This is a genomic window from Serratia myotis, from assembly GCF_027474885.1.
GTDB classification, from domain to species: domain Bacteria; phylum Pseudomonadota; class Gammaproteobacteria; order Enterobacterales; family Enterobacteriaceae; genus Serratia; species Serratia proteamaculans.
Window position 1 is genome coordinate 1,145,825 of the sequence record NZ_CP099707.1, and the last position, 12,941, is coordinate 1,158,765.

The 12,941-nt window shown below is 48.6% G+C and carries 11 protein-coding genes; 4 read left to right on the forward strand and 7 right to left on the reverse strand.

The features are described from left to right. Positions 1-15 precede the first annotated feature (15 nt). The 3 genes from NHG65_RS05315 (at position 16) to NHG65_RS05325 (ending at position 3,750) form a co-directional block, all read left to right on the forward strand. Entirely contained in the window at positions 16-384 is a 369-nt protein-coding gene (locus NHG65_RS05315) for a hypothetical protein (RefSeq protein WP_499183016.1), read from the forward strand. A 34-nt stretch (positions 385-418) separates the two neighbouring features. Continuing rightward, entirely contained in the window at positions 419-1,459 is a 1,041-nt protein-coding gene (locus tag NHG65_RS05320; RefSeq protein ID WP_499183017.1) for a major capsid protein, read from the forward strand. 401 nt (positions 1,460-1,860) lie between these two features. Further along, positions 1,861-3,750 (forward strand): hypothetical protein, encoded by a 1,890-nt coding sequence (locus NHG65_RS05325; protein ID WP_499183018.1) that lies wholly within the window; start codon positions 1,861-1,863, stop codon positions 3,748-3,750. Between the two features lie 32 nt (positions 3,751-3,782). Here the strand turns inward: NHG65_RS05325 and NHG65_RS05330 are convergent, their stop codons facing one another. The 4 genes from NHG65_RS05330 to NHG65_RS05345 form a co-directional block, all read right to left on the reverse strand. Continuing rightward, positions 3,783-4,118, reverse strand: a complete 336-nt coding sequence (locus NHG65_RS05330) for a hypothetical protein (protein WP_499183019.1) — start codon at positions 4,116-4,118, stop codon at positions 3,783-3,785. 586 nt (positions 4,119-4,704) lie between these two features. Next, a complete protein-coding gene (locus NHG65_RS05335; RefSeq protein ID WP_261427406.1) occupies positions 4,705-6,681 on the reverse strand; it encodes an alkyl/aryl-sulfatase in 1,977 nt (658 codons plus the stop codon). Positions 6,682-7,152: 471 nt separating this feature from the next. Then, positions 7,153-8,496 (reverse strand): NCS2 family permease, encoded by a 1,344-nt coding sequence (locus NHG65_RS05340; protein ID WP_261427404.1) that lies wholly within the window; start codon positions 8,494-8,496, stop codon positions 7,153-7,155. A gap of 164 nt (positions 8,497-8,660) precedes the next feature. Continuing rightward, positions 8,661-10,448 carry an adenine deaminase gene (locus NHG65_RS05345; RefSeq protein WP_099065376.1) on the reverse strand — a complete coding sequence of 596 codons (1,788 nt, stop codon included), beginning with the start codon at positions 10,446-10,448 and terminating at the stop codon, positions 8,661-8,663. A gap of 137 nt (positions 10,449-10,585) precedes the next feature. Between NHG65_RS05345 and NHG65_RS05350 the strand changes: the two genes are divergently transcribed. Continuing rightward, complete coding sequence (locus NHG65_RS05350) at positions 10,586-11,515, forward strand: LysR family transcriptional regulator (protein ID WP_099065375.1); 930 nt, start codon at positions 10,586-10,588, stop codon at positions 11,513-11,515. A gap of 79 nt (positions 11,516-11,594) precedes the next feature. Here the strand turns inward: NHG65_RS05350 and NHG65_RS05355 are convergent, their stop codons facing one another. The 3 genes from NHG65_RS05355 to NHG65_RS05365 all read right to left on the reverse strand — a co-directional run bounded on the left by NHG65_RS05355 (position 11,595) and on the right by NHG65_RS05365 (position 12,738). Beyond that, positions 11,595-11,798 (reverse strand): HHA domain-containing protein, encoded by a 204-nt coding sequence (locus NHG65_RS05355; protein ID WP_012005558.1) that lies wholly within the window; start codon positions 11,796-11,798, stop codon positions 11,595-11,597. Between the two features lie 55 nt (positions 11,799-11,853). Next, positions 11,854-12,222 (reverse strand): Hha toxicity modulator TomB, encoded by a 369-nt coding sequence (tomB, locus tag NHG65_RS05360; RefSeq protein ID WP_004940312.1) that lies wholly within the window; start codon positions 12,220-12,222, stop codon positions 11,854-11,856. A gap of 162 nt (positions 12,223-12,384) precedes the next feature. Continuing rightward, positions 12,385-12,738, reverse strand: coding sequence for a hypothetical protein (locus NHG65_RS05365; protein WP_232519151.1), 354 nt, complete (start codon positions 12,736-12,738; stop codon positions 12,385-12,387). Positions 12,739-12,941: the final 203 nt, after the last annotated feature.

Here is a 12,941-nt window from a genome sequence, read left to right on the forward strand (position 1 = left end):
TTAACAGGGAGAACCATGCCTATATTTTATACCAATGCATCCGAATTATGTAAAGCAGATGTGATTTCATATGCAACAGACAGCCTTTTGGCTGATATTAAAATTGAACTGAGTGTTCCAGCAACTCGCGATTTCCTCGCTGGCTCTATTCTGGATAAATCAACAGGTGGTTTTGCTACCGCTTCCAGTACATCTGAAAATATTTTCGTCATCCTCGAAAAAACATTCGCTGGTGAGAAATTCATTTGTGCTGCACGTCCATTCGGCGTGGTGCTGATTGATGCCGCGATGATTGCAGGCGCTGCCGCTGACCTTAACGCCTTGAAAACCGTACTTTCTACTCAGGGATTCTCGTTTGCGACCTGCGGTGTTTACACCTCGTAATAATCCACTAATAACAATAATAAAGGAAAAAAATATGAATATTATTAATCCACTAAATGGTTATGTATATGACCTATCAAGTGACATTTACAACGCAGTTCCGAAAGAAAATTTTGTAATTAGTTCACTCAACCTGTTCACCCCGGAAAATCATGCGGTCAATCGTGTTGCAATCCAACGTCTCATTGCTGACCAGTCGCAAGTGCTTCTTGAGAATAAACGTTCTGTGCATTCCGATTTCAACGCTGTACGTCGTCCGTTTGGTGCTGCCTATCTCTACGATATGAAATATTTCTCCGCCATTAACAGCGTTGAGAGCCACGACGTAGAGCAGTATGTCAGCCGTAAATCAATGGATCGCCAACAAGCGATTGGTGAGGTGCTGAGTGATCTCGCAATCGAGCAGGTGAAAGCCTATGACCGCACCAAAGAGAAATACCTCCAAGAGGCAATTCTCGGTGGAATGGCATATTCTGACTATGCAGACCAAGGCGACCTGAATTTCTATACCGAATTCGGTCAGACCAAAACCACGACCACTATCGATATTTCGGATACTGCGAACATTCCAGCACAATTGGATAATGTATGGCGTGTGATCCGCAAGGCTTCACTGGAACAGGCAGGTAATCTACAGTCTGTTGTGGTGTTGTGTACTGGGGATATGGCGAACGCACTGCGTTATCACCCATCAATTACGCAGGCCATGCTGTATGTATTGGGAAGCAATGATCCTAGCAACTTCTACACCCAATTTGCAGAGGCTCTACCGGGGTATACCACGTGGAAGTTTAAGGGATTCTCGTTTGTAGATGTCACCGGAGACGCGGCGTTAGAGGCTTATGTTGGCGAGAATGGTGCAGTATTCATCCCTAAATTCTCTGAGTCTGCTGGAGTATATACCTTGCATACAGGTGTTGGTGTTAAACACGCTACACTGGGGCAAGGATTGGGTGAAACACATCAATATGTAACCACTGACGATAAATGGTCTTTCCCAACAGTTGCATTTGAAGCATCGGTCTTGCCATTGGTTCAACTGCCGCAAGCAATAGTATTTGCTACCGCAGCATAATTTATTGATTAAAGAAGGTCGCATTGCGACTTCATGGCTCCTATGGAGCTTTCCCCCCTCTGGGGAAACTGGCGATAGCCAGCAATATTTCATCAAAGATGAAACCTGTGGAGCAGGCAAAGATAAGGGGCTTAATGCTCCTTTCTTTTTAACAATGTTCGTTATATTTATCGATAGAGGTAATTTATCATTATGAGATTTGTAATAGAAAAAAGTAACCATGCTAAGTTTATGAATATTTCACTGGAGGAAGCATTGGATAAAAAGGTACTAAACCTCAATGCACTATGTAAGTGTTTCGGGATAGCGCGTAGTACCGTTATTTCTCGGATGGAACAGGGTATGGATTTGGCAACAGCCTTAACTATTGAAGACCAAAGAGTGAAATAATAGGAGAATAAATGGCAGTAAAGGTAAACGCAGCAACGCTGTATAATAAAATAGTTTATACCACAGACGCCCAAAGCTTCAAAAAAGCCATGGCAGAAATGAAACGCCTAAAAGAAGGAATGCAGGCTAAAGGCGCCATGAAAAACGCTTTTGATGTTAGAGATATTCAGAAGCAAGCCAAGGCAGCAGCGAGCGCCGTTAGGGTAGGTAATAAACAGATTGCCCATGAACTAAACAACGCCAACAAACGTTATAAAATAACTTTACCGAATCATGGAAAGGGAGGCTCGGGGACGGGGATGGTAGGGACTGCTGTCGGCGACCCTGCAATGGTTAAACGCCAAACTCAGGCTATGGCACAACAAACGGCCGATGCAAAACTATTGGCTAAGCAGCAGGCTGATGCAGCTAAGAAACGGGCGGTAGCTACCCGAGTCGATTTAAACGCTACTATGAAACAGGAGAGAGCACTCTATAATATCCAAAGAATGCAGGGATTAGATGCAACCCAGAAATATCAGGCAGCTAAAGCGGCGCAGGAGATTGTTAATCAATATCGCCGTGGAGAGTCTGACCTCAGATCAATGAATCACCAAATGGCTATGTTAACTCAGAAAACGAGAGACGCAGCGGCGGCAGCACGTAGATTACAGAGAGTACAAAAACCGCATAATGCAGTAGGTAGGGGCGGATTCGGTTTTGGTGGGCTTGCTACTGGCGCGGGTGCGTATCTGGCAGGTGGCGCAGCATTAGCTGGTGTTGCTGGTGCTGGCTATGCGGGGCTAAATGCGGCTAAACAATCTACAGGCCGCAATATGCAATATAGCCTCGCCGCGAAAAACTCCAACACATATGCATCCGTAATCCAAGCCATGGTTAAATATGGTAGAGAGCAGGGTGTTGATAGTGCTAACCCCGAAAAAATAGCTGACAATTTCAAGGATATTTCAGAAAAACTCGGTGATTTTCAAAATAACGCGACTTGGAATGCGAAAAAGCAAGAATGGTCTGGTGGTGGCTCGGTAGGTGATGTGGCTAATCAGTTGGGACTCGATAAAAATACCATTGATTCCTACAAAGATAGACCTCTCGAATTCCTTAATCTCATTCAGAATCAAGGCAAGCAATTAGGTTTGTCAGTCAATCAAATAAATAACCTGTTTGAAGGGCTAGGTGATGACCTACTTTATTACCGTCCGTTGTTTGAGAATGATGGTGCGGCTCTTGTTCAATCCTTGAAAGACATGAAGGATGCGGGGACAATGCTAACACCGGAAATGATTGCAGCATCCCAGAAACTCAATCAATTTGGAATTGCTATTGATATGCAAACATCTGCATTGCAGGATAAATTCTCCCTGGGTATTGCCGATGCTATAGGCTCAACAAAGGATTTAGATTCGGCATTTAAACTATTACACGAGCCTGTTTATAAACTTGGTGGGTTACTGGGTAACACTATTAATGAGCTGGATGGAATCTCCAAGTTCCTCACTAAGTTTACTTTTGATGGACTAATGAAAAGTGCAGGTGATAGCAGTCCGAAAAGTTGGTACACCTCTGCTAATGATCAACTTAATAAATTTATTTTTGGTGGTTCGATTGCTGATAGCATTGGAAATGTATTTAGTGGTAAAGGCGATTCAACACAAAGCCCAATAACTACACCGACACCTACTATAGATTTAAGAGATAAAAGTGGGCTTCTGAATAGTTCTGTTCAATATCAAAACCCGATGATTAACGTTAACCTAACGCCGACCCTTAACACTCAAGTTAATGTTAGTCCAGATCCTGAGTTTGGTAATATCATCCAAGCTAAAACAGCGCAAGCAGTAGGGGATGAGTTTAGAAATATGACTTTGGGAATGCAGGCAACACAGGGTAATAACTGGAATTGATAAGTAAAGGGGGTGTGATAGCCCCTTATTTTTTAATTGCAATTAATGAATGTTGTTAAATCACCAGTATCTAAATCAAGAACCTTGAACCTAACTTCAGAACCTAGATCCATGCTTACCACGGTTCTACCTGATTGTGTGGCTTTCATTGTGTCATTTATCTCCCTTAATGGAGGGAATGAAAATGATTGCCCGCCCATCTTTACAGTTAGCATGCTGGGGGTGATATTGAATTGAGCGGAGTTTGAATAATATTTTTCTTCTTCATGTTCAGCTTTGAAAATTGAATGTTTACATGTAAACGATTCTGCTAAGACTGGCATGCTAAATAGAAATGAAATTATTGCAATAAAAATTATTTTCTTCATGTGTTTTTATTATTCCCTTAGCATAGTGTTATCGAGGGACACTCCCGGGACATCTCCACCAAGAGGATGATAACGCCAAGTCCCAAGAATGCACAGGGGATTATAGAGTATGTATTAAAGGAGCTAAACAGTTTTTCAAATGCAGTAAATAGAAATGTTGCTCTGTAAAATTTCCCCCCTCTACGGTCACGTAATCTTGCAGATTTCACGTAGCGTTACCAACGTTGATTTTGCCGTCTACAGGTGTCACAATAATGGTGTATCACCTACTCACAGTGCATTGAATACAAAGAGGTTTTTCTTTTCAGCGCAAGCTGGCAGGGCCTCCACCAATTTCAGTCACTGAGCAATCTCGGCTCGTCCCCCCCAAGACATTTGCTATCCCTCGATAAAACTAAATCCTTAAATTACCCACTGCAGGCTAAAAGCAAAGCGCAAGGGCAGCATGCCGGCGAATTTCATGATGCCAGAAAGAGACGATGGGCTGTCGGAGGGTTTTAAATGTGGCAGGGCGACAGGGCAATATGCGAACCGTTGGTATTGGCCGGATTTACCCTGCGACGTAGAAAGCCGCAGGGTATTGGGGTTACGGAGTTACAATATTGAACCAGAATTCAAAGTTATCCATATAGCCTAACATTTCGTCCATTTTTGCAGCGTTACCCGTCACCTTCACTTCTCCCTTATCCTCCGCCTGTTTTAGCGTTTCTTCCTTGAGGATAATTTTATTCAAGGTGTCGCGGTTAAGCGTGAGCGTGGCATCGGCATCTTTCGCTTCGGCATTGGCGGTGTGGTTGAGTACTCCATTTTCCAGTTCCAGCTTGTACTTGCCGCCATCGCTGCCCAGATCAATGTTAAACACGGCTTTGGCCTTGCCTGCTTTTTCACCGTTGATATGTACAGCCAGGAAGTCAAAGAACATCTCAGGCGTCATCGCCCGCACGGTATCCGGACTGGCGGTATTCGGGGTTGGTCCTTTCACCACGCCGTTACGTAGCTCCTGAGCACCGGTGAGATAGAAATTACGCCATGGGCCAGATTCAGCCTGATAGCCCAGTTGTTCCAGCGCATCAGCCTCAAGATTGCGTGCATCCTGATTGTTCGGATCGGCAAAGACTATTTTGCTGACGACCTGAGCAACCCAACGGTAATTGCCCTGATCAAAGTCGGTTTTGGCTTTCTCAAGGATCGCATCAGCACCGCCCATGTAATCGACAAATTTCTTCGCGGCCTCTTCCGGCGGCAGTTCATCCAGCGTGGCCGGATTGCCGTCAAACCAGCCGAGATAGAGCACATAAGTTGCTTTGACATCATGACTTACAGAACCGTAATAACCTCGGTTGGCCCAGGTTTTCGCCAGGCTGTCCGGCAGTTTGAACTTCGCCGCTATTTCATCACGGGTCAGGCCTTCATTCGCCATTCTCAGAGTCTGGTCGTTAATATAGCGGTAAAGATCACGCTGGCTCTTGAGAAGGTTAACGACGTTTTCGTTGCCCCAGGTTGGCCAGTGGTGCTGAGCCATAATGATTTCCGCTTTGTCGCCCCAGCGAACTATCGCTTCGTTGATATATTTTGACCAAGGGAGCGGCTCACGAATTTTTGCGCCACGCAGGGAATAAGTATTATGCAGCGTATGGGTCACATCTTCTGCCGCTTCGATGAGTTTCTTCTCTTCGATAAACCACAGCATTTCTGATGGTGCTTCAGAGCCTGGCGCCAGCATGAAATCATAAGTAAGGCCGTCGATGACCTCTTTTTGGCCATCTTTCTCAATGATGTTGGTTGGGGCAATCAGGGTGACGGTACCTGCCGACGTGGTGGTACCCAGACCTGCACCAACCTGACCTTTGGTTTCTGGTTTCAACAGGTTGCCGTACATGTAGCTGGCGCGGCGACTCATGACGTTACCCGCCATGATATTTTCTGCCACGGCCGCTTCCATAAAGCCGGCGGGCGCATAAACTTTCACTTTACCCGACTTAACATCAGCTTCATCGACCACACCTCGTACGCCACCGTAGTGGTCAACGTGGCTATGAGTGTAGATAACAGCGACAACCGGTTTTTTCCCTCGGTTTTTAAAATAGAGATCCATGCCCACTTTGGCGGTTTCGGCTGAAACCAGAGGGTCAACCACAGTCACACCCTCTTTGCCCTCAATGATGGTCATGTTGGACAGATCCAGGTTACGGATCTGGTAAACACCATCTGTGACCTCAAACAGGCCGCTGATGTTAATCAACTGCGACTGACGCCACAGGCTCGGGTTGACGGTATCCGGCGCTTTTTCGCCTTCCTTGATGAAGGAATACTGCTGTGGGTTCCAAATGACATTACCTTGCTCACCTTTGATAATTTCGGTTGGCAAGGCAGCTATGAAACCTTTATGTGCGTTGGCAAAATCGGTGTTATCTGAGAAGGGGAGCTGATCGTACAGTGCATCATTGGCTTGTTTGGTTGCGGGGGCCGCTTCTTTCGGTGCAACCTCTGCCCAGGATGGAATTGCGAAGGTAGTTAGCACTCCCGCTAACGCTAACCCTCTCATGATGGGTGTTAATTTCATTGGAATCCTCGCTGGATTTTAGATGGCGAAGTTAGGTAGCTTTTACTTCCGTTGTAACGAGTTGTAACTCAAATACTAAATGTAATAGAAGATTGGTATTGAGCAAGTTTAAATAAAAAATATTGAATCACTGGAATCAGACTAAATAGAAATTATCCGAAGTCGATATTGTTAATATAAAACAGCAATCACATCTATTTTTTGACGGTTAAATAGTGGGCTTCAGACGTTGGTGGTGTGTTTATGTATTTGTTTTTATTGATTTTTTAATCAAATAATGGTGGCGGTGTTTTCTGGGTTATATTTATGAAAAAGTTTATACTTTGTGGTTGGATAATTTAAAATAGCGGAGAGTAAATCATAGCAGAGGATTTGGTGAGTGGAGGTTTTATCGTGAAATATTGTGATTTGTGTTTGTTATCGAATGACTGAAGTGTTGCGCCGACATGTTATCAGCGCAACACTTGCAGATTAATGCCTTACCAAGGTGGCGAAATAGTATGCCAGTGGGATCGCCAGAAAATAGAGGCCGACCGGCACTTCACGCCATTTGCCGGCAATCACTTTGATAATGATGTAGAACAGCAGCCCGCCGGCGATGCCGGTACCGAAGCTGTTGGCGATCAGCGTGATCATGACCATCATCAGCACCGGCAGGCCGTCGGTGAAGTTGGCTAAATCAACTTTGCGCAGTCCGCTAAACATATTCAGGCCGATTAGGATCAGCGCCGGGGCGGTGGCTTCTTTCGGGATCATCAGGGCAATCGGTGTGAACAGCAGCATCAGTAAAAACATCACCGCGGCCGCCAATGCGGTTAACCCGGTTTTACCTCCGGCTTCGGCCGCCGCAGAGGATTCGATCAGCGCGGTGGCGGCAGGAATACCGACTATAGGGCCCAGCGCAGCAGCGATAGAGTCCACCATAAAGGGGCGGTTGATGTGTGGCATATTGCCGTGTTCGTCCAGCAGCCCGGCTTCACCACCCACGGCCAGCGTAGTGCCCATGGTGGAGAAAAACTCCGAGGCGAAAAAGACGAACAAATAAGGCAGAAAGGCGATATTCAGTGCACCGATCAGATCAACATGGCCGAGCACCGGGGCCAATGAATGCGGCATTGCCATCAGGCTGTCCGGCAGGTGGGTAACGCCGAACGGGATACCCACCAGAGTCGCAAACAGGATCGCCCATAAAATAGCGCCGGGAATGCGTCGGGCTTGCAAGGCAATCGCCAAAAACAGGCCGCACAGGGCGATCAACGCACCGGGTGCGGTGAAATCACCCAGCATCAATGCATTGGATTTAGCGTTGGCCAGCACCAGTCCGGCATTGCGGAAACCCAGTATTGCTACAAACAGCCCGATAGAGGCCGTCAGCCCCAGCTTGATCGATTGCGGCACCGAGCGGGTCACCACCTCGCGCAGCCCGAGCCGGGTCAGGGCGAAAAACAGAATACCGGACCAGCAGGCGATGCCCAGACCAATCTGCCAACTGATGCCTTCGCTGCCCGCCAACGTGACGCCGACCAACACCGAACCGCCAATGCCCGGCCCGACGATAAACGGCAGGTTGCCGTAAAACGCCATCAGCAAGGTCCCCAGCACAAACACCAGAATGGTACCGGTAGTGGCTGCGCCCTTATCCATGCCGCCGACAGCCAGTAATCCGGGGATCACCACCAGCAGGTAGGCCGCCGCCAGAAAACCGGTGATACCGGCCAGACATTCGGTTTTGACATTACTTTGCCGCGCATGCAGTTGAAAACGCCGTTGCAGCCAGCTCCCTGGTGTTGGAGCAGATACTGAATTATCAGCCATATCAATTATCTCCGTCGCTACCCGTCATATTTCAAGCCGCAGCGTTGTTGGCGGCACTCACTCACCCCAGTAACTTACTTGAGTAAGCGCCTGGGGATGAGTGAGCTGGCCTGCCTAGCCGCAACGTGAAATCCATAGGGTACATATTGTTATTATGATTATTTTTATACCGGGGTTTCCCAGCAGGCGATCAGCGGATCGACAATCTGGCGCGTTGTGCCGTCGGTCAGGCCGAGATCGGTCAGGTGCGGCCCGGCGTTGCACGCCAGGCAGGTGCCTTCAATGGCCTTGAAAACCCGGTAGGGCGGTTCCCAGTCGGCGATTCGTGCGCTCAGATCGCGCAGGTTTTTAAACTGTCGTGCCAGTTCGGCGGCGGGCAGGTCGGAAAGCATACCGGCTATTGGCATTGCCACCTGCGCCAGGATGGCCCCGTTTTGGCTTAAAGCCATACCTCCGCCACTGGCAATCAGGGCGTTGGCGGCCAGCGCCATGTCTGCGGCATCCCGGCCTAACACCACCAGGTTGTGCGAGTCATGTGAGTAGCTGGTAGCGATAGCGCCCCGGAGTTCACCCCAACCTTCCAGTAGCGCCAGTTGTGGTGTGGCCTGGTGACGGCCATGACGGTGTTGCACCCAGATCAGGCTGAAGCCTGGCGGGATCTGCACTTCGCCATTACGCACCTCGACCGTAGTCTCGTTCCACTGGGTAAAGCGTGCGCCCTTAATGTGGCGCAGAGTGGCTTTGCCGTGGCAGATAGCCGGCACCTTCAATACGAAATCCCCGGCGACCAGGGGTTGCAACTGCAGGGTATCGCGCGGAGCCGTCACGTTCGGGTTAGCGCTGAGCGGTGCCAGCATTTTGCCTTGCTGTGCCACCAGTTTCCCGGCGACGTAGACCTGCTGTGCATTAAGTTGAGTCAGCGAATCAAACACCACCAGATCGGCGATGCGACCTGCGGCAATCAGCCCAAGATCGTTGCGTTGCAAGCGGATGGCGGCATTGAGCGTGGCCATGCGCAGCACGTCAGTCGCCGGCAGCCCCTGTTCGATCAGCATATTGAGTAACGCCACAATCCCGCCTTTTTCCAGCAGCATGTCTGGGGGGACATCGTCGGTGCAGACGGTGATTTGTGATGACAGGTGCGGCAGTGTTTTCAGTGCTGCGACGATTTCCGGCAGCAGGTAAGGGTGGGAACCTCTGATCTCCAGCGTCAGACCGGCGCGTAATTTCTCCAGCGCATCGGCTCCGGAGGTCAGTTCATGGTCAGAGGTGACTCCCGCCGCCAGATAAGCCTGCAGATCGGCACCGCTCAGGCCGCGTGCGTGGCCTTCGATCAACTTGCCGCTGTTCAGCCCGGCATTGAGGATCTCCAGCATGCGTTCGCTGCCGTTCAACACGCCGTGCATGTCCATCACCTCGGCGACGCCGCCGACTTCCGGCCAGGCCAACATGGTTTCCATTTCCTGACCGGCAAAATCGGCACCGGACATTTCCAGTCCCGGCGTGGAGGGGACGCTCGAGGGCGCGGCACAGATCACTCTGAGTGGCAAGCCACGGCTGGCGTCTACCGCATAGCGCACGCCGGCTACGCCGAGTACGTTGGCCAGTTCGTGCGGATCCCAGAAAATGGTGGTGGTGCCTTGAGCGACGACGATCTCGGCATAGCGTTCCGGTGGCAGGTGTGAACTTTCAACATGGACGTGGGTGTCGATCAGTCCGGGGCTCAGATAGGCACCGGCCAGGTCCTGCGTCTGCAGGGCTTCGTTCAGGGCACCACAGGGATGAACGCTGGCGATCAGTGCGCCAACGATGCCGACATCGGCGCTCCGGACTTCACCGGTTGCCATGTCAATCAACGCGGCGTTAGTCAGCAGCAAATCAAAAGGAAGTTGGCCCAGTGCGGCCTTCACCGCACGCTGGCGTTCGCCCGTGCTGATGCAATGAGTGGTCATGGTAATTACCCGGCATGATGACAGGGTTGTTACTCTAGGGGCCCCGGCAGGCTTTGCACAGATGATTTAATTTATCGCCTGATAAGAAACGTTTATGCTGTCGCAAACGTTTACTTTTTAGCGGACGGAAAGCTGATATGTCTGAACCCTGGCGCCGATTGCCGGCGCTTTCTCTTAAGCAGATCCAATATTTCGTCACTCTGGCGCAGCTTCGGCATTTTACCGACACCGCGAACCGTCTGGCGATCAGTCAACCCGCGTTGAGTAGCGCATTGCGGCAGATAGAGTCGGTGCTGGGTGGCAAACTGGTGAACCGTACCGCCTCTGCGGTGACGCTGACGGAGCAGGGCGCCGCTATCTTGCCGCATGCTGAACGGCTGCTGAATGTGGCACAGGTGGCTTTTGACGATATGCAACGTATTATGCTGGCGGGCGGAGACGGCACTTTGCGTATCGGGCTGGTGCCTTCGGTCAGCGGGCTGTTATTTCCCGCCGTGCCGCAATTGCTGGCGGCGAATTTTCCACGCCTGCGCATAGAATTTCACGATCAAACCAATGACTCGCTGTTATTACAATTAGAGAACGGCCTGATTGATTTTGGCATTGGTGCGCTCGACAGTTCGGTACCGGAGTCACTGGAGATATATCCGCTGCAAGAGGACCCGTTCGTGGTAGTGATGCGCCGTGATGATCCGATGGCTGAATCTCACCATCTGCCATGGCGACAATTAACCCGGAGAGATATCGCGGTTTTTTCCAAGGGGAATATCAGTCGGTTGGTATTGGCGTTGGCGGAAAGTCATCGTCTGAATTTAACCGCACGCTACCAGGTTGATTTTCTGGAGACGTTATATGGTTTGGTGCGTTCGAAATTAGCGGTGGCTATTTTACCGCAACTTTATACTACCCATTTGAATGATGATGAATTAACCGTGGTTCAACTGCAGCAACCCATGCTTAGCCGCACCGTGGCGTTAATGCGCAGCGCGCATCGGAACCATCCGGCGTTAATTGAAGATTGTTTCCAATTGCTATTGCAGGATTTTCAGCAGCGAATGAAAGTGTAGTAAGTCAATGAGATAAATACGGGGGCAGGATAAACATTGAGGCCGACGAATGTATCGGCTCAACGCAGTTTAGTCGGAATTATCTTACGAATTTCCAAACGGCCGTTGGGATTTTATCGTACAGCTTATTCATGGTGAGCTCGGCAAGGCGGTGGTCGGCTGCAGAGTAAAACAGCTCCAGCTCGTCATCTGAAAGCTCGTACTTGTTTTTTTCAATAACGCGTTCCAGTGTCTCAATTGTGGTGCATTTACGTAAACGCATCAGATAATCAATTTTAGTCATGATAGCCTTTGGTGTTATAAACCGTAGAATGGAATAAATTGGGGATAATTATCCCCTAAGTTTTCATTGTCGTACAGATGTCCTCTCCTGAGAACATTCTGAATAATCGCGCCTTGGTCTTTTGCCAGCGACGCAGATCGGAATCATTGATACCGTAACTGCTGAACAGCGTGTAGGTATCATCGAGATACTCTTCGACCAGTTCCGATAAATCACTTTCGTCCATGTATTTAATTTTATAACTCATCACAAACGAAGCAATATGTTCTATCAACTCATTAAGCTGGAGGTTGACGGAAGACGTCGGATCGTTCACCCAGCCGTGGTGGCTGTCGCCCAGCGTGGCAATGCCTTCATCATACAGGTTTTCACACAAGAATTTCAGCTGAGCAATATCGTGCCTTTTAGGCGAATACTCATCCATATCATCCCCTCCGTAAGTCTTAATTTCGGTGTTGATAACACTCTGTGAGTAAGCTGATTTACATCATGGCCAGAGGTAGCTTAATGATGATGATAAAATAAACTTTCTGTATAATGAATATAAATCATTTCTCCGCATCTGGCCTGCTGTTATTACGTAAACTTACAATTCATCTGCGGTAGATGGACGGGAGTTATCAATGATGTCAAAGATGAGCCCTGCTTCGGCCAGGCTAAATGTGACACTATCGCTGATGTATTCCTCGGCGCTGATATCCAGACAGGCATTGAAAATTGTCCATTTATAGCGGTAACTCATTGAATAATGGCCGTTGCTCATTTCTTGAATATCAAGTATTTCTAATGAACCTTCAGCATAACGCGCGCTTTCAGAATAAAAACTCAGGCCACTGGTCAATGCCGGTGCCAACTCTGATATTTTTTCGTTAATCACTTTCTTTAGTTTTTTAACAGAAAGTGCTTCCGTCATTGTGTCGCAGCGAAGAGTTACTTGCATTTAATGCCTGACCATATCGCGATCCTATCTATTAATCTTACTCCTTTTTTATCCATTCGTCGGTAAACTTTTCGTTTGTTACCGGCTTTTTTACCCTATCTCAACGTTGTTTACTGATTAATAACCCTGATATTTCTCAGTCTATCTCCAACGGGGTAGTGCCAGCGTTCTGAAGCCGGGGAATAGTCAGTGAAGCATGACGT